Here is an 18543-nt window from a genome sequence, read left to right as displayed (position 1 = left end):
GATGGAGCTTTTTAGGATTACGTATGAGGAGTTTGCTAACGAACTATTTGCGCCCGGTTTTGCCGGCAGGTGGAATAAGGATGGTGAAGCCGTCATCTATTCGGCCTCCTCGAGGTCTCTTGCCTGCTTGGAAAACTTGGTGCATAGACGGGTAAGTTCTCCTTTGAAGAGTTTTCGGACCATGGTCATTTATGCGCCTGATCAGGTTTCCATCCAACAGATAAGAGTTTCTGCCCTGCCAAAGAGTTGGAATCAGGACAGCTATTGCCCCAAATGTGAGGAGCTGGGATCAAGCTGGTTTCAGCAGAAGAAAACCTTACTTTTAAAAGTGCCCTCGGCCGTCATTCCGGATGAGTTTAATTATGTGATCAATACCAGGCACGAAGATTTTGCCCAAGTCAAAATCATTGATGTATTGCCGTTTTACTTTGATAAGCGACTTTAAACTCCTTTTCGGAAAGCCACAAACCGCTCGCCCAAGACCAAAAACAATAACAACATAATCAGCCAGGCATTCAGGTTGGCTTCTTTTTTTGCGGATTCTTTTGGGGAAGTTTTAAATATACGCTCCAATTGCTGCTTACTTACCTGAAGCTGGGGTTTGAGGTTCAGCGCTTCTGTCCACTTTTCCAAGATGAATTCAGGTAGTCGGCCACTTCGAATCAATTCACTTTCATCTTTATCCAGCTTGGTTGGCATAAAATAGGTGTTGGGCTGGATGGCCGGCCCCCAGGTGTTTTTTACGATGGCAATTTGGTTTTCTTTACCTTGGGCGGGGATGCCATCGGTGAAGATGATGTTGACCAGACTGTCGGCTTCCTCTGGTGCGGCTTCGAAAGTGAGGCCATATACCTCTGATATGGCCTGCAGGGAAGCTTCGACGAAGATAATTTCTTGCTCCTCCAAGTTTTCCGTTTTGTAGCTCACTGGTCCTTCAAAAACCAATTCTCCCTCTGTAGGCACGCTTTCACCTTGCCCAAGCTCACCTTCCTCAATCCTTAAGACCTGTTCGCCGGCAAGAGCGACAAAGGGTGCCCCCTCTTTAGGAATGTCCTGTTCACCTACATAGAGACTGACTTCCGTGGGGCTAACCAGTGTGGGGAGCTCTAGGTATTGTCCGTCAGGTTGCAGGTAAATGTGCAGGTTCTGGTCTTCTTCCAATTGGTCGGCCAGGAAACCGGGCAGGGCGTTGCGGTCTAGGGTGAGTTCAGTCGCCTGCTCAAGGCTTTCTACAGGTTGGAGGCCTTCGCTCATCCAGTACACTTGTTCCCCTTTTTCAAGCGCCTGCTCAATTTCAAACCTAAACTCTTCCACCAAGGCAGGGGTAGGTTCAATCAGGTGTACGGCGGTAGATTCAATTGGCTTTTCCAATTGGGGTAAAAACGGCTTGCTTAAAATAAAGGCCACCAGCAAAATGATCAGTATCCGAAGTACCAAAAGCAGTAGGTGGTCCAACTTGAGCCCTTTCTTGGGTTGCTGTTCTTTCTCTGACAGCCAGCGCATGGCAGCCCAGGGCATAGGCTTTCCTTTTCTGCTGTACCAGAGGTGGATCAGGATGGGTAGGCCAATAGCCAATGTCCCCCAAAGCATGATAGGCTGCAACAATTCCATCAGTATAGTTTTCTTTTTAACAAATACTGCCTGAGCACGTCCGCAATGGGTTGGTCCAAGGTGGTGCGCAACAGGTGGACCTGTGGGAGAAACAGGGCCTTTTCGAGCTGGTTGAGGTAGTCTGCCATCTCCTTTTGGTATTGTTCGCGGATGGACCCAGCGTCCATTTCGAGCGTGGAGCCAGACTCCAGGTCTTCAAAGCGGTAAAAACCTTTCAGGTCAAAGTTGATTTCCTGCTGTCCCAGTAGCTGAAACAGTACGATTTCTCTTCTCGGTTGGCTCAGCGAAGCCACCAGGTTGGTCCATTCTTCATTGGTTTGGAGAAGATCCGAAACCAGGATCACGAGCTCCCTTTCCCTAGACTGGAGTTGTGGAAAGGTTTGGGCACGGTCAGGCCATTGACCTTCGGCCCTCACATTTTCCAAGGTGAACAGCATACGCTGGAATGATTTGGGCGTTGTGGGTACCTCTTGCTGCACCTCCCCATTTTTGAGTGTGAAAAAGCTTATTTTATCATGCTGCTGCATGGCCAGGAAAGCCAGAGAGGCTAGTAAAACCTTGGCATATTCCAACCGCTTGATGCCATCTTCTTCGTAATTCATGGAGCCGGAGAGGTCCAGGATGAATTTAATGCTCAGGTTGCTTTCCACTGTCGACTCCTTGATGAGGTATTTTGAGGAGCGGGCAAATAGCTTCCAGTCGATCCGCTTGGGGTCATCGCCGGGTTCATAATGCTTGTATTGCTCAAATTCTGTCCCCGCCCCGATACGCCTGCCCGTATGGATGCCACCTTGCAACTCCTCGCTGATTATGCGGGCGGCAAGTTGAAGGTTGTTTAATTTGATAAGCTCGGCGGGGCTGTGACTCATTTAAACGGGATGGCTTTTAGTATTTGGGAAATCACTTGGTCGGTACTGATATTTTCGGCTTCCGCACGGAAATGCAAGGTAAGCCTATGTCTGAGGATGGGGTAGATGAGGGTTTGAATGTCTTCTGGGATCACGGAATAGCGTCCTTTCAAAATTGCCCTTGCTTTGGAGCATAGTACCATAGCCTGTCCCGCACGGGTGCCTGCGCCCCATTCGGTATACTTTTTCACAAAGTCCACCTTACTGGTTTCTGGTCTGGTTTCTCGTACGAAGGTGGTGATATACTGCATCAGTTCCGGGCTGATGTGCACCTGCCGGGTGAGTTTCTGCAGGGACTTGATGTCGGCAGCTGAGAAAATGGTCTGCTTTTCGGTTTTGTAAGTACCCGTGGTTCTTTCCAAAACTGCTAATTCCTCCTTTTCCGAAGGGTAGCCCAACTTGATGTAAAGTAAAAACCTGTCCAGTTGGGCCTCCGGCAATGGATAAGTCCCTGACTGCTCAATGGGATTTTGGGTGGCGATGATCAGAAACGGATCTGGCAAGGCATGGTCATTTCCTGCGTAGGTGACCATTTTTTCCTGCATGGCCTCCAGTAAAGCCGCCTGCGTTTTGGGAGGGGTACGGTTAATCTCATCGGCCAGCACCACGTTGGCAAAGATGGGGCCCTTGTTGAACTGGAAGAATTTCTTGCCTGTCTGGTGGTCTTCTTCCAGCACTTCCGTGCCTAGAATATCGCCGGGCATGAGGTCAGGTGTAAATTGAATGCGCTTGAACTTCATATCCAAAGCTTCAGAGAGGGTTTTCACCATCAGGGTTTTAGCCAGTCCCGGCACACCCTCCAGCAGGCAGTGCCCTCCAGCCATGAGTGCCACCAGAATCTCTTCGACTGCCTCTTCCTGTCCCACGATGGTTTTGGCAATCTCTTGCTTGAGCGCAGGGATTTTGGCTACTAATGCTTTATAGTGATCTAATTCTTTTGTGGTTTCCAATTTTATAGGGTTAAAGCGTAAACAACGATGTTGACACCGAATTTGGTGTTGTCTTCCCTTAGGAAGCGTTTGTTGCGGAAGTCGTAGTCCCATTCGCAGCCGTAATCCTTGTTGCTGTAGAGGACGCCGATCCTTCCATTGACCAGGATGGCCTTAAGGTAATCGTGGACCAGGTCGTCACCCCAGCCGTTGAGCTCAAAGGAGGTGGTAGGCGGACCGTCCTCAAACTTGAAAAAGCTGGAGTAGATGGCGTGGTCGTTGGGGATCTTTTGCAGGGCATCCTTGCCAAAGGTCTTGGCCATTTCGGCCTCAAAGGATTTGGCAAACAGGCCGTCAATGTCATGATTGCAGTCGTCGGCGAAGACAAAGCCACCGTTTTGGACATAGGTGCGGAAGTTGTTTCTTTCCTGCTCGGAAAATTCCACTAATTTATGCCCACTGATGTAGCAAAAAGGGCTTTTGAAGATCTCCGGGCTGCTGAGTTCTACGATCTTTTCTTTTTCATCAATGGGTATAGTGGTGTATTCCACCAGTGAATGCAGTAAATTGGACGGCATCCGCTGGTCGGTATCCCAGTTTCCCGAGTTGTATTTAATTCGTGTGAAAAAGAATTTTCGCATGATGAGTTAAAGGGACACGGAGTTCCACAGAGTTTTAAAGAGAGTTTCACAGAGGCTCCATCGCGGTCAATTTCACGCAAAGGTGCAAAGGAAAAGCGCGGAGGGCGCAAAGTTTAATCTCATCCGACATCCGACATCGGTCATCCAACATCGGTCATCCGACATCTCTGTGCTCTCGGGTTCTCCGTGGTTATTTAAATCAACTACCATAAAGGGCGCAAAAGTTCGCAGAGATTAAACCCTGTCACCTCTGCGCCCTTTTAGGTTGATTTTAAACTCAGTGAAACTCAATTTAAAACTCTTTTTCCTCTGTGTCCATTTTTCTTAGACAGCATCCGACAAACTTGTGAACGTGAAGTCCCGGATCTTCATGGCGGGGATCATGCTGCCGCTGACCCTTTGCTGTTGGCCCAGCTCCTCGATATTGTTGAGCATGATGATGGGGCTTTCGTTGAAGCGGAAGTTTTTAACTGGGAACTTGATCTCACCGTTTTCGATGTAGAAAGTACCGTCACGCGTAAGACCCGTATAAAGCAATGTCTGTGGATCTACAGCTCTGATATACCAGAACCTGGTGACCAGGATGCCCCTATCTGTGCTTCTGATCATGTCTTCCAACGACTTATCGCCGCCTTCGATGATGATGCCTGAAGGTGGGGCAACTGGTTCCACTCCTTGTTTTTCTGCCCAATAGCGGCTGTAGTACATGTTTTTCACCACGCCGTTTTCCACCCACTGGGTTCTTTCTCTAGGCAGGCCTTCACCTGTCCAAGGGGCTGATGGAATGTCCGGATGTGTTGGGTCAGAGTAAATGTTTACCCTTTCGTCGAAAAGCTTTTCACCCAAACGGGTTCCTCCGCCTCTCTTGCTCAAGAAACTTCTTCCCTCATCGGCACTTCTGGCATCCATACTTCTGGAAATCAGCCTCAAAAGGTCGCCGGCGGCAGTGGGCTCAAGGATCACCGTGTACTTGCCCGGCTCGATGGCCTGAGCATTTCTTGAAGCTTGGGCCTTTTGAAGGGCGATATTGGTTACACTACCGGTATCCAAAAGGGAAACGTCATTGAAGTCCCTGATGGCATATCCGGAGCCGGTACCGTCTTCTGTTCTTACTGTTACCGAAAAGTCCACAGAGGTACTCTGGTTGTAGCCAAAGTTGCCTTTGCTGTTGCCAAAAGCAGAAAAACCAGAATAATCCTCTAGATACCCTGCTGCGGTAAGGTTATTAGCAGATGTGGGGTCAATGCTGTCCGCTGCTGCCTTGGCCCTGAATTCAGGGTCGATCTTGTCAGTGGATTCGGAGAAAGTCCTGCTTTCTTCATACTCCTGAGGACCGAGCATAGGCATATACTCAGGGTTTTCGGGAGCGAGTTTTGCAATCTCTTCGGCTCTTTCTACTGCTTTTTTCAAAGACTCATCATCAAGTTCGTTGATGGTAGTGGAGCCTGAGCGCTTGCCGTACACCGAGGTGATGGCCAGGCTCAATTCATTGGATTCACCGCTGGTGTTGACGGTGCTTCTTGCATAACGGATGTTGCCGGTTTTGCCACCGGAAATCCTTACATCGGTTTCGTCCGCCGAAGCGTATGACAAAACCTTATCTATAATCTGTTTTGCTTCTTCTCTAGTTAAAACTGCCATGTCGCGTCGGGATTAAATGTTTCTACCTGTGTTGATGACATTCACGCCGTTAAAACGGGTGGTGGAGCTTCCGTGGGAAACGGCGCTGACCTGCGAAGGCTGGCCTTTTCCGTCAAAGAAAGTCCCAAACAGTCTGTAGTCATCCTTGTCGCAAATCTGCACACATGAATTCCAGAATTCCTGCGTGTTGGACTGGTAAGCCACGTCATTCAACATACCGGTGATCTCACCGTTTTTGATTTCGTAGAACAGCTGCCCGCCAAACTGGAAGTTGTAGCGCTGCTGATCGATGGAATACGAGCCGCGGCCTACGATGTAGATGCCGTTTTCCACATCCTTGATCATGTCATTGGCGCTGAGCTTGTCTTTGCCAGGGCGTAGGGAAACGTTTGGCATTCTTTGGAACTGAACAGAATTCCAGTTGTCGGCATAGCAACAGCCGTGTGATTCAGGTTCGTTGATGATATGTGCCTGGTCGCGGATGGCCTGGTAATTTACCAAAACGCCGTCTTTGATCAGGTCCCATTCCTTGGCTTCCACGCCTTCGTCGTCAAAGGCAACTTTGCCAAGAGAGTTTTCCTGGGTTCTGTCCGCCACGATATTGACAATGTCAGAACCGTATTTGAAGTCACCTGACTCCCATTTGTCCAAAGTGGCGAAGCTGGTGCCTGCATAGTTGGCCTCATAGCCCAATACACGGTCAAGTTCAAGCGGGTGACCCACGGATTCGTGGATGGTCAGGCCAAGGTGGTCAGGATCCAACACCAGGTCGTATTTTCCGGGATTCACCGATTTGGCTTTGAGTTTTTCGGTGGCATGCTTGGCCGCGGCAGTGGCATCCTCGACCATATCGTAGGAGTTTCTGTAACTCACCAAACCTGTGCCTGCTGGTCCTTCGGTTTTCTCGGAAGCAAGGCCGTCCAAATATTCGTAGCCCATGCCCATTGGTGCAGAAAGGGCGTCTCTGGTTTTGAAGAGCCCGGCCTCTCTGTCAACTGCAGTTACAGAAAGGGTAGGCCAGATTCTGTGGATATCCTGGTCGATATAGGAACCGTCGGTGGAGGCAAAGTATTTCTGCTCGTTGACCATGAAAAGGTTGGAGGTGACAAATGCCGCTCCGTTATCCATGGCAGCGCTGTTGGCTTTTAGTAAGAGATCTATTTTATCCTTAACTGGTATTTCGAAAGCGTTTTTCTCAATAGGCGTCTTCCAAGTCACCTCACCTACACCTTGAACTGGGGCAAGCTCCACGGGTTCCTTCTGAAGACGGGCATTTGCTTTGGCGATGGCCACGGCGGTTTCGGCCGCTTTGGCAATGCCTTCCTTGGTCACGTCATCGGTGGCCGCAAATCCCCAAGTGCCGTCTGCAATCACTCTTATGCCTGCCCCGAAGGATTCGGCATTGGTGATGTTTTGGACATTCTTCTCTCTGGTGAAAAGAAACTGTCTCAAGTATCGGCCAATTCGTACATCAGTATAAGTAGCGCCTTTGGATCGTGCGGCCTGTAAGGCCACGTCGGCGAGTTCTTTTTTGGCGGCATTGAGCATGCCTGGGTTCATAAGTTCTTCTGGGCTGACTTCCTTGCCGAAAGCCAATCCCGGAAGCATCATCGCACCCAATCCGAGACCGGACAGATGGATAAAATCTCTTCTTTTCAATTTACCTCCTTGTTTTGGTTGAAATAGAATATAAAGGTTAAGCTTTTTTTAAAGCTCGATTCTAAATTTAGACCGAAAGTTTGATTATAGCAAACTCAGATTACAAATGGCTCATATGCGTGACCTGAGGCGATTTTTCGGTTTTGGGCAGAAAACAGAGCGGTAATAATCTTGGAAAAATCTAATTTTAAAACCCCATTTCCTTATTTTCAGGTAGAAAATAGAAAATAGCGTTTCGGGGTAGAATAGCATTATTTTTTCTACCAAAAGCATTTATGGTAAGGGGTAAAAAATAGGTGTATTTTTTTTGAGGGGTAGGTTGTGGAATATGATTTTTTTAAGAAACCCTGCCTTAATTTTATTTCAAACTTAAACGCATATGAAAGCACCACGATTGATTACACTGTTGCTGATTTGGTGTGCCTGGAGCGCCAATCCGACTGTTTTGGCAAGTGTTGAGAATATTTCCTGGCTATACTTTCAAAGTACTTTTGACAAGGAAACCAATCAGGTTAACCTTGCCTGGAGCATGCTCAAGGAAAATGACCCGAACTTTGAAATTGAAAGGTCCATTAACGGTATCGTCAATTTTGAAGTTATCGGGACGCTTGAAAGTAAGGATGAGCTCAACGGTGAATTTCATTTCTTGGACAAACTGCTTCCCCTCTTGCCGACTAGGCTTTATTACCGGATAAAGGCCACTTCTCCGCGTGAAATGGAAAGCTACAGCGAACTCGTGATGGTGGAAAGCCCCGGTGTGCATCGGCTTTCGGACAACAGCTGGAGAGTGTTTCCAAACCCCATTGTTGAAAATAGCGCCAGGTTGGCATATGCGTATGAACTTGGACGAGGTGAAAAAATCAATGTGAAGATTTTTGACCAGTTTGACCGGAGCTGGGAGATACAGACGGATAGTCTGCAGCAATTAAATTTTGAACTTGACCGAATGTTGGCCATTTTGCCAAAAGGTCTCTTGATCTTTCATATCCAGACTTCCCAGCATCAGGAAAGATTGAAAGTGATTAACCGATAACCAATATGCAAAACATTTACCTCAAGTATTTTAAGGTAAGTCCTTACCCTTCCCTCCTTTTAAAACCTGCCGCTAAGGATAGTTATTTGATTGAAGATGTGAACCATGCATTTCTGCGTTTGCTCGGTGGGGAAAAGAAAGATCTTATCGGTAAAGACTATATAAAGTCTTTTTATTCCCATCATGAGGATAGGTTGAATATATCGGCCAGTATTCTCAAAACTTCTCTGGAATATGTGAAAACTTATAGGATACCTAAAAAGATAGAGAAGTTCCACTTTGAGCTGGAGACTGCTGACGGCCTGGTGGAGGAATACGCTTGGGAAATTGAGAATATTCCCATTCTGGATCAAAACAGCGAATTGAAATACATCCTGCAGGTTTCTAAAGAGTTGCTGACGGTGGAGGAAAATATTACCTTTCCTATGGAAAGCCAGTTGGATTTCAGTCTGATGGGATTCCTGTTGGGGATTTTCCGTCAGGAGCAGGAGTTGGAGGCCTCTTTGGGCAAAGCCCTAAAGCTGGTAGGGGAGGAGCTAGACGTGGAGCGGGCCTATTACTTTGTCAACGGTCAGCATCCCCAGTCCGGCAAACCGGCCACCAGCCAGCAGTTCGAATGGGCCAAAGACAGCTATTGGGATGAGTCGGAAAATATGGTCACGCAAAACCTCCTGTTTGAGGAAATTGAGGACCTGATAGAGCCTTTGGTTGACAAGGATTTCTTTTGCAGGAATATTTCAGGACTTAGGCCCGGCAACCTCAAGGATATATTGGATGACCAAAAGATCAAGTCCATTTTTATCCTGCCTTTATATGTGCAGAACAATTTCCACGGGTTTATAGGATTTGATGATTGTGTGAGGGAAAGAGATTGGAGCCCAAAAGAAAAGGAGTTCCTGAAATGTTTTGCCTCCCTTGTGGCCAATGAGATTGAAAAGAACCTTAAACTGGAAATGGAGCGCTTCGGCCTTACCGTGAGAGAGGACTTGGCTCCTTTTGTGGCAAATTCCCCCGAAGCTGTGTCTTTTGGCCAGTCGGGTACCTATCGTTTTTATGAAACCATTGTCGAGCATGGAGCCGAGCTGATTTCGATCATTGATGAAGCCGGCCTGATTTCCTTTATGAGTGGAAATTTGAAAAGACTACTCGGCTGGAAGGTGGAGCGGATTTTGGGTAAAGTGGCCTTGATGTTGGTCCATCCTGCAGACAGGTTTAGGGTGATGAAAAAGCTGGTTTTTATCAAGCCACTTCAGCAGACCAAATTCTCCCCCTTTCGGGTAAAAGATCATCTGGGTTTCTGGAAATGGGTGGAAGGCACGGCCATCAACCTGAGTAAGGACAGCCAAGTGCAAGGCACCATCCTGCACATGCGGGATGTGACCGACTTGGTGATCAATAACCAAAAGCTCAAAATCAGCAATGAGCGTTTTAAGTTTGCCATGATGGCCACCAACGAGATGATCTGGGACTGGGATCTAAGCAAGGACAAGGTGACTAGGAGCAAAGGCTTCCAGAAGCTACTGGGCACAGAACTGCAACCCGACATCAAAGGCTGGCTTTGGCTGAAGTTCATCCATCAAGAGGATATTAAGATGGTGAAGAAAAGGCTGCAAGAGGTGATGCAGGATCAAGATTGCCACCACTGGAAGCTGAATTACCGCCTTGTCAAAGAAAATGGTCAGGTCGTGTATGTGGAGGACCGTGGCTACGTGCTGCGTGACGATGCCGGCAATGCAGTAAGAATGGTGGGCGCCACCGCTGATGTGACCCAATCCACCAAGCTGATGGGGGAGGTAAAGCTTCAAAACGCCCAGCTCAAGGAAATTGCCCACGTGCAGTCCCACCACGTCCGCGCGCCACTGGCCAGGATCCTCGGTCTGGTAGATATGCTGGATCAAGATTTAGAAGAAGGTATTGATAACAAGCAAGAGCTTAGGGATGTGCTTGAATTCATCTCCGATTCCGCCAAGGAGCTTGACAAGGTGATCCAGGAAGTGATTAAGAAATCGGAGGAAGTGAGGGGGATTTAAATTTGAGAGAAATGGTATACGGCGGGATTTAACCGCAAAGATTTTGAAGAAGCGCTAGGTTATTTTAACAGTTAAACTTTGCGCTTCTTTGTTTCTTTGCGGTTGTTTTTTTTTACTTCTTCCCCACAGCAATCTTTCCCTCCTTGTATTTCAACTTGAATTCCTCGTCACCGTTTTTGTCAAAGCTTACCCAAGGGCCGTGCTTGAGGCCGGATTGGTAGTGGCCGATTTTCCAGAGCTCACCGCTTTTGCGGTAATATTTCCATTCCCCCTCAGGTCTGCCCTTGATGTACGGACCCTCGGCTTTGATCTCCCCGTTTTCAAAGAAATAGGTCAACGTGTTGGTAGTCCTGTCCAGGACCTCTTTCTCGCTTTCTTTTAACTTGATGTCTAGCATAATACTTCTGCATTTTGTTCACCAAGGGTAAATATAGGGAATGTGTTTAAACTACCGAATTGAGGTGTTTTAGCAAAGGTTGTATAATACAAATATCCTAGGATAGGGGAATTAAATTTGTGTTTCAATTCCCCCGCTGAAATTTTTCAGGCTTTCAGTCAGTGTGTTACAGGTTTTTTTGGTCTAAATCCTCCGTGCTTCTGACCACCTTGCCGATCACCTCATCCAGTTCATCGGTTGAACTTTTGATGTGGGGAAGCATTTCCTTAAAAGTTTCAAATGCATCTTCAGGGCTTTCGCTTTCCAAGAGATTGATTAGCCCTTTCAATCTGGCCAGTGGGGCTCTCACCACATGCGATTGCGTCCACGCGATCTCCCTGAGTTGTTGGTTTTGTCGTTTGATTTTGCTGATCATTTTCCTGGACTTGCTCACGTCCAATGCGGCCCCAATGATGCGCTCCGCCACTCCGTCGGTGTCCCTCAGGATACTTCCTCTATCCACCATATAAGCCATTTGCCCATCCTGTTTCTGGATTCGGTACTCAGCCTTCCACTGGAGCTGAAACCTGTCCTTCAGCGCTGATTCGATAGATTCCTTCACTTTATCACGGTCTTCGGGGTGGATGATGTCCAGCCAGTCCTGTGGTTTGGATCTTTTAAACCTTTTTCCAAACAGGGTCAAATAGGTGGAGCCCCTGGTTACCTCATCCTCATCGATTTGCCAATCCCATAGCATCTCATTGGTGGCCTGCATGGCCAGCTTGTATTTCTCGTTGCTGACACTCAGGGCCATTTGCCAGCGCTTCACCTCCGTAACATCCTGTATTATGCCCTCCCAAGCTGTAATGTTTCCAAGCCCATCCTTGATGATGTTTATTTTTTGGTTGACATACTTAGTAGTACCGTCATCCATGACAAGCCTGAAATGGTAATCATAGTAATCCTTGGCCGGTTCATGCTCGTTTTTGACCAGAAGGATATGCTTGTCCTCAGGGTGCACGCTTTCCAGGGATTTTTGGAAACTTGGCTCATAATACCCTATTTCTTTTCCATATATCTTATAAACCTCATCTGTCCATTCCATTTCCTTGCTGGCAAAATCATAATGCCAGTAGCCCACCTTGCCAATCGCCTGGGCTTGATTCAGCCGCTTGTTGAGAGTCAAGAGGTTGTTCTGCCATAGTTTGTTTTCGGTTACGTCTTTTCCGACCGCATAAAGTACAAGCTCGTCCAAATCAGAGGCTGTGCTCCAACTTATCCAGCGGTATCCCTTATGCTTGGTCAAATATCTGTTTTCAAAAATTGAAACATTCGTCCCCTTGAACCTTTCCCTGAGGGAATCTTGGGAGAGGTCAATATCATCGGGGTGGATAAAATCAAAGATAGACTTGCCTTTTATTTCTGATATCTCATACCCCAAGATGCAAGCAAAAGCCTGGTTGACTTTATAGAGCTTGTCCTGGTGAAGGATGCACATCATGTCCCCGCTGAGATCGAAGAAATTGTTGAGCTCCTCCATCATCCGTTTCTTCTCGAGCTCCATACCAAGCTTGTTCCCGAGCTCAAGTAGGGTCTCCTCAAAATAGTGCAGGTTGGACTGCGGTCCTTTTTCGGATAGAAAGGTCAACACCCCGAACACCACTCCCTGGCTCAGCATGGGGACACTATACCCCTGGTTTAATCCAGTGACATATGCCTCCTCTAGGCGCAGGCAATTAGGATTTGTGGTATGATCCTCCATATTCTCCAACTTGCCAGTCATCCAAGTTAGCCCGGGCAGTCCATCACCTTTAGCAAAACGGTCTATTTGTTTAGTCCTTTTACTAAATTCAACCCCCTTGCTGTCATTCTCTATAGAGGCTACCTTACAGATTTGGCTGTTGTCCTTAGAAACGATCCAGGCCTCGCTGAGGGATATCTGAATAAACTCATTAATGGCCTTTAATACTTCACGTATGCCCTCATTTATGCCAATGGATTGTGAAAATATATTTCGTACTTTGTGAAGCAGGTTTTTCCGATTTTCCTCATGCTTTTTGGCGGTGATATCCCTTTGGATAATAATGTAGTGGGAGATTTTGCCCTGATGGTTACGCATGGGGAAAGTTTCCATGGTTACCCAGTAAGGTTCTCCGCTTTTGCTTACCTTTTCTATTTCAATTTTGTTATAGCCACTGGGGTCAAATGCTGCAGCATGTATATCACATTCCTCAGGGTTTTTAAGAGATGAACGGAAGCTTACAATATTATTTCCCAAAACTTCCTCTTTTGTCCTTCCAGATATGGTTAAAGCCGCTTCATTTGCAAATATGATTTCTCCCTCAAAGAATGATTTTCCCGAGGCCTCGATTACATACACAGCATCTTTGGAGTTTTTGATGATTTGATCCATCAGCCTCAGCCGGTCCAGCTCCTCCATCCTTTCGGTGATGTCTCGGGAATTTACCAATACGCCATTTACAGCTGGATCATGTCTCAGGTCTGTGGCATGGCTTTCAATCCAGCGGAATTCCCCTGCTTTGTTGCGGAATCTATAGGGGCTCATTTTCACCTGCTTGAGCTGATCTATTTTGGCAAACTCCAGGAGCAATTCTGGAAGGTCATCGGGATGTACAAATCCCAAAGCACTTTTGCCTGTCAGGTCTTCAGGTGCATAACCCAAAATGGGCATGTAGGTGCTACTTACAAAAGTAAAATAGGCATCGTCAGTGGAGATCGCATACAGCTCCCCGCCCTCTTGGATTAGTGACTCAAATTTGCGGTGGGCAAATTCCACCTCTTTTGTGACTTCCTTGATGTGGGTGACATCCCACACCACGCCGTCATGGTATTTGCAATTGCCATCATCATCCAATACCTTGATGCTACGGTCTTCGACCCATTTTATCGACCCATCTGCACAGATAATTCGGTATTCAAGATGATGGTAGGCTTCGTCTGTCCCTGTCGCGTCAAAAGTGTAAGGCAGATCTTCTGGGTGAATTATCGAAGCAAATGTCCTTTCTCCTGACATGAACTCCATTGCTTGATACCCGGAATAATCCTGAATGTTTTCATTGATATAAAGCATGGTCCAGTCGGAATCGGGGAGGCATCTGTAGGCCGATCCAGGGATGTTATGAATAATGGTTTCAAATTGCTGTTTGGAATCAACAAGTGCCTTTTTGTTGAGGACCCTCTCAAGGGACACACTGAGGTTTACGACTATCGTCTTCAAAAAAGTGACATCCTCCAGCTGCCAGTTTCTTTCCTCCTGCATGTCCTCAAACATGATAATGCCCCAGAATTCCTCGTTGCAGAATACCGGATATAATATGATGGCTTTGGAGCCCCTAAGCGCCATCTTGTCTCTTAATGCGCTTTTCTTTAAGTCACTGACCTTGGATTTGTAAATGCGGTTTTTTTCCAGTGTGGCCAAACAATATTGGAAGTCCTCCGGGGTGAAGGATTCAAAGGTTTCCCTCATCCGCTCACTTTTTTTCCATTTGTAAAGCAGCCTGCTGGAGTATCTCTTTCCCTCCTTATTTACCTTGTAAAAACTGATAACATCCACCAGAATGGCGTTGCCCGTCAGCCGGAAGGCCTCCTGTATGGTTTCTTGGCCATGGTTGCTTTCCAGCAGCACACGGGTGACTTTATCGATTGTTTCGGTATAGATGCTTTTTTGGAGGGTATGCTGCTGCTGAAGCTTTTCCTGGGTCTTGTCTACCAAAATCCCATACACCCCCACCACTTTGTCCTGTACGGCCAATGGCATCAGGGTGGCCTCACAGTTGATTTTCCGGTTCCGTTTTGATCTCAGACTTACATGAAAATTGACAATCTCACGTTGGTGGCATTTTTGAAGCATCCCTTTTACCAAGAGCTCGTCATCTGGGTGGGTGATGTCGGAAAGGAGCAGTTTGGTGAGCTCTTCTTCTTTGCGTTCTGTCACAAACTGGAAATTGCCATTGGCCGAAGTGATGTAGCCATCATTATCCAGCTTGAAGAGCATGTTGGGGTGGTTGTCAAATATGCCCTTATAGATTTGCTGCTGATAGGTAAGGTTGAAGTAAATGGCCTTGTCCTTTTCCTGCAGGTGGATCTGCTCGGTCACATCGGTGATGGAGAGGATGATGGATTTGAGCTTTTTCCCCTCACCAAGAATCGGTGTGTTGATGATCCTCCATTTTCTTTCGCGTAAACTTCCGGTTTTTTGGGTAGGAATATAGACCCGCTGCACCTTCATGTCATGGGTTTTCTTTTTGGTCTTCACGAGTACCAATGAGTCCATCAGGTCGTCCAGCAACTCCATATTGTTGGTAGAAATAAATGGGCGGAAAGCCTCTCTGACCTTGGCTCCCTCGAAAAATGCCTCTGGTTTGCCTGCCAACTGACAAAACGTCGGGTTGGTTTTCAGGATCTTCATTGATGGTCTTTCTCCATCGATTATTAGGGAAGGGGTTAGGGTATTTTCATAAATTGCCCATATATCTGATTTTTTAAGCATTGTTATTCCGTAGAAATGAGGTTGACCAAAATCAATTATACAACTAAAACCAGAAGCAATTTAAGCGGACTTTTCATTGATGAAAAATTTTGTGAAAAGAAGCAGTTTTCATTCCTTAAACAGACAAAAAGCGGCTATATAAAAAGTTAATGTAAGTGAAACGCCAATAATTGGTGTTTTTAGATTTTTAAGGAACAAGCATGGCCTGACTCATACAATTGTATCTAGCAGGGGCAAAAGTGTATTTGGCTTGATAGGAAACAAACGGATTTGATTGGGATAGCCAATGTGTCAGGGAAAATAGGTTAAAAACATGCTTTTTTTCATGTACTAATTATTTTATATAGAGAAATAGGTGCTTGGAACCCTTGAAAGTGCTTCTTTTTTAGAATTTAGCTAATGATAAAATTTAACGCCACATTTGTAAAGAGTAATCATCCTTACTGCGATTAATTTAAATCACCCTTATGCGAATTAAACTTTCTCAAAGCCCATATTTTCAACTGGTGGAAAACCTGCTCGAAATGGCAGGCATACAGCTGGAAGCAGAGTGTGTCATCTTATCCGTACTCTGCAAAAATTTGGTGAAGGAGCAGGTCATCGTGCCTCAAAATTCTGCAGTGCTTCAAAATTCTGAAGGTTATAAGGTGGCAAGTATTTCTGACTATCTCTTGGAGGATGATTTTGAAAACTGCATTCAAGAAGGGCTCTTTTCTGATTCGGGGGAGCTACTGGGGCATATGTTTATAATCAACCCGGCCATTGAGTTTGGAGAAGATTATAACAGCACCGTTGCCATTATCAAGACCCAACTGATTGAGACCGTACACCTCATTATTAGTAACCATGAATTGGTATATAGAAATGAGCAAAATAAATCCCTGAAGCTTATTTCCAAAGTAAGCCATGAGATCAGGACCCCTCTTCATGCTCTTTTTGGCAACACCAGGGTGCTGTTGGATTCAGGCCTGAATAGTGAACAACAGGAAGTGGCCGAAAACATATTGAAGTCAGAAAAGCTATTGATGAACCTTGTCAACGAGGTCTTGGACTTTTCCGAAGTGAAGTCAGAAGACTTTTCTTTGGTGTGTAAGCCTACTTATATTTCTGAATTGCTGGAGGACGTCAAGGCACTTTATAGCCCAATAGCCAAGGAAAAAGGGCTCCACATTGAGATCGAGGAATCCGATGTAGAGCTTGCTGTGCTGGCTGACAGCATGCGCTTGAGTCAGGTGCTGGGCAACCTGATTAACAATGCCATTAAGTTTACAGGCTCAGGCAAAGTTACCCTGCGTGCCAACCGGATAAGCCACAATACCTATCAATTTGAGGTAGAGGATACCGGCAAGGGCATACCTGAGTCCTTTCAAAATAGTATGTTTGAGGAGTATACCCAAGCTAAGGAAGATTCCGAGTTTGGGACTGGATTGGGCTTGGCCATCTGCAAAACCTTGGTCAACAACCATGGGGGTGATATTTATGTAAAGAGTCCGGTATCCAATGGTTCAGAATCCATAAAAGGGGGCACCGTCATCTGGTTTACCATTGAGGCGGAAGTATCCAGAAAGGCAGATGAAAAGGAGAAAACCAATATCTCCCATAATTTTGCCAATAAGAATATTTTGCTCGTCGACGATGACGAATTGATCCAAACCTTGTCTACCCATATGTTAGCCAAAGAAGGGGTGGAGACCTATCTGGCCACCTCAGGCTTGGAAGCCCTTGACATGGTGAGGAATCACCATATCGATGCTGTCTTCCTGGATGTGGAATTAGGAGGAATGAACGGCTTCGAGACTTGCCAGAACTTAAAAGAATTGTTGGGGGAGCATACCCCAATTGTCATGTTTTCCTCACATAGAGACGATAAAACCAAAGAAAGGGCTTATGAGGCAGGATTTACCCATTTCCTGACCAAGCCTTTTAATTCCAGAACCTTACAAAAAACCTTGAGAGATTTAGATAAGTGAGTTAGTTTGTGGTTAATTGTGGTTAGTTAAAACCTACTGCCGCTGTGGCAGTAGGTTTTTCTTTGCTATTGAAAGTCTACTGAGGCTTCTGGGGCATGAAAACTTTCTTTCGGGTTGGGCTTTGGGCTTAGCAATTATCTTTTTCTTTTAAAAATTTTTTGCTTCCTGTCAGCATCCACAAAATCCAGTCTGTGGTCGGAGAAAAGAAGGGATTCCCTGCTTCCCAAGGCCAAAAAACCAAAGTTGCACAGGCTTTCGTAAAATAAGTTGATCACCCTGTTTTGCAGGGTGTTGTTAAAATATATCAGCACGTTGCGGCACATGATGAGCTGAAACTCATTGAAAGAACCGTCAGTCACCAGGTTGTGGGTGGAGAAGACCATATGCTTCTGCAGGCTTTGGTCAAACAGGGCCGCCCCATATTTGGCTATATAATAATCCGAAAAGGCATTTTTGCCCCCCGAGGCCATGTAATTGGCCGTATAGGTCCGCATCTGGTCGAGACTGAAAATGCCTTTCTTGGCATTATGCACCACCTGCGGGTTCAGATCCGTGGCATAAATAATGGACCGGTCCAGCAGCCCCTCTTCCTTGAGCATGATGGCCAAGGAATACACTTCCTCTCCCGTGGAGCAGCCTGCCACCCAAAACTTGAGCATGGGATAGGTGGCCAACTTGGGCAAAATGTTTTCCCGAAGACTCAGGAAAAATAGCGGGTCACGGAACATCTCCGTTACATTCACGGTGAATTCCTGCACAAACTGCGCAAAGGTGCCCTCATCGGACAACAGCATTTTTGCCAGTTCGGTAAGGTCGCCTTTAAACTTGTGCGTTTCCATATAATGCTTCACCCTGCGGCCGGCAGAGGAAGGGGCATAATTGCGGAAATCAAAGCCGTAGTGGCTGTGGAGAACATTCATCAACTGCGTGACGTCCTGCCGATCATCTTGTATTGAACCTACCATAGTGTAAAGTTATTGGTAACTCCAGACTTTTAACAAAGATACAAGTTTTTGAATATTTACAGGCCTGCTGACATAATCTAACATGTTTGCCAACAGGCATTTTTCCCTGTCCCCTTTCATTGCTGTGGCTGTAAGGTCAATGCTGAATGTGTGGAATTGAAAGAATTAGAAAAATACCGGGATTGGAGTGGGGCTGGTGTAACTTGGTACCTCGTGCTTCTAATTTCGTGCTTAGTAAAGGGGTACTAAGTACAACGTACCAGGTACCAA

13 protein-coding genes are annotated in these 18543 nt (G+C 46.4%); 4 read left to right on the top strand and 9 right to left on the bottom strand.

Going from position 1 to position 18543, the window contains the following annotated elements:
* The first annotated feature begins 1 nt into the window (after position 1).
* Entirely contained in the window at positions 2-445 is a 444-nt protein-coding gene (locus KIH41_RS09645; RefSeq protein ID WP_214162262.1) for an RES family NAD+ phosphorylase, read from the top strand.
* Here the strand turns inward: KIH41_RS09645 and KIH41_RS09640 are convergent.
* The 6 genes from KIH41_RS09640 to KIH41_RS09615 form a co-directional block, all read right to left on the bottom strand.
* Positions 442-1611, bottom strand: a complete 1170-nt coding sequence (locus KIH41_RS09640) for a BatA domain-containing protein (protein ID WP_214162261.1) — start codon at positions 1609-1611, stop codon at positions 442-444. The genes KIH41_RS09645 and KIH41_RS09640 overlap by 4 nt on opposite strands.
* The gene (locus tag KIH41_RS09635) at positions 1611-2480 is read right to left on the bottom strand and encodes a DUF58 domain-containing protein (RefSeq protein WP_214162260.1); all 870 of its coding nucleotides are present in this window, start codon (positions 2478-2480) and stop codon (positions 1611-1613) included. Before KIH41_RS09635 ends, KIH41_RS09640 begins: the two co-directional genes overlap by 1 nt.
* On the bottom strand, positions 2477-3469 hold the full coding sequence (locus KIH41_RS09630; protein ID WP_246539045.1) for an AAA family ATPase: 993 nt from the start codon (positions 3467-3469) through the stop codon (positions 2477-2479). The genes KIH41_RS09635 and KIH41_RS09630 overlap by 4 nt, the downstream gene beginning before the upstream one ends.
* A gap of 2 nt (positions 3470-3471) precedes the next feature.
* The gene (locus KIH41_RS09625) at positions 3472-4089 is read right to left on the bottom strand and encodes a DUF4159 domain-containing protein (RefSeq protein WP_213944747.1); all 618 of its coding nucleotides are present in this window, start codon (positions 4087-4089) and stop codon (positions 3472-3474) included.
* 324 nt (positions 4090-4413) lie between these two features.
* Positions 4414-5730 carry a TldD/PmbA family protein gene (locus KIH41_RS09620; RefSeq protein ID WP_214162258.1) on the bottom strand — a complete coding sequence of 439 codons (1317 nt, stop codon included), beginning with the start codon at positions 5728-5730 and terminating at the stop codon, positions 4414-4416.
* A 12-nt stretch (positions 5731-5742) separates the two neighbouring features.
* The gene (locus KIH41_RS09615; RefSeq protein WP_213944749.1) at positions 5743-7389 is read right to left on the bottom strand and encodes a TldD/PmbA family protein; all 1647 of its coding nucleotides are present in this window, start codon (positions 7387-7389) and stop codon (positions 5743-5745) included.
* Positions 7390-7768: 379 nt separating this feature from the next.
* On the opposite strand from KIH41_RS09615, the gene KIH41_RS09610 reads away from it, so the two are divergent.
* Together KIH41_RS09610 and KIH41_RS09605 are read left to right on the top strand one after the other, a co-directional pair.
* Positions 7769-8422, top strand: coding sequence for a hypothetical protein (locus tag KIH41_RS09610; protein ID WP_214162257.1), 654 nt, complete (start codon positions 7769-7771; stop codon positions 8420-8422).
* Positions 8423-8427: 5 nt separating this feature from the next.
* Positions 8428-10452 (top strand): PAS domain-containing protein, encoded by a 2025-nt coding sequence (locus KIH41_RS09605; RefSeq protein WP_214162256.1) that lies wholly within the window; start codon positions 8428-8430, stop codon positions 10450-10452.
* A 112-nt stretch (positions 10453-10564) separates the two neighbouring features.
* On the opposite strand, the gene KIH41_RS09600 is transcribed toward KIH41_RS09605, so the two are convergent.
* Both KIH41_RS09600 and KIH41_RS09595 read right to left on the bottom strand, forming a co-directional pair.
* Positions 10565-10849 carry a toxin-antitoxin system YwqK family antitoxin gene (locus KIH41_RS09600; protein ID WP_214162255.1) on the bottom strand — a complete coding sequence of 95 codons (285 nt, stop codon included), beginning with the start codon at positions 10847-10849 and terminating at the stop codon, positions 10565-10567.
* Between the two features lie 166 nt (positions 10850-11015).
* Positions 11016-15338 (bottom strand): PAS domain-containing protein, encoded by a 4323-nt coding sequence (locus KIH41_RS09595; protein WP_214162254.1) that lies wholly within the window; start codon positions 15336-15338, stop codon positions 11016-11018.
* A 467-nt stretch (positions 15339-15805) separates the two neighbouring features.
* Between KIH41_RS09595 and KIH41_RS09590 the strand changes: the two genes are divergently transcribed.
* Complete coding sequence (locus tag KIH41_RS09590) at positions 15806-17308, top strand: response regulator (RefSeq protein WP_214162253.1); 1503 nt, start codon at positions 15806-15808, stop codon at positions 17306-17308.
* A gap of 134 nt (positions 17309-17442) precedes the next feature.
* Here KIH41_RS09590 and KIH41_RS09585 read toward each other — a convergent pair whose 3' ends face one another.
* The gene (locus KIH41_RS09585; protein ID WP_213944755.1) at positions 17443-18273 is read right to left on the bottom strand and encodes a CheR family methyltransferase; all 831 of its coding nucleotides are present in this window, start codon (positions 18271-18273) and stop codon (positions 17443-17445) included.
* Positions 18274-18543: the final 270 nt, after the last annotated feature.

The sequence above is a fragment of the Litoribacter ruber genome, from assembly GCF_018500185.1.
In the GTDB taxonomy this organism is placed as follows: domain Bacteria; phylum Bacteroidota; class Bacteroidia; order Cytophagales; family Cyclobacteriaceae; genus Litoribacter; species Litoribacter ruber.
The sequence above is the reverse complement of the archived record's forward strand: the minus strand, read 5'-3'. Positions and strand labels throughout refer to the sequence as shown.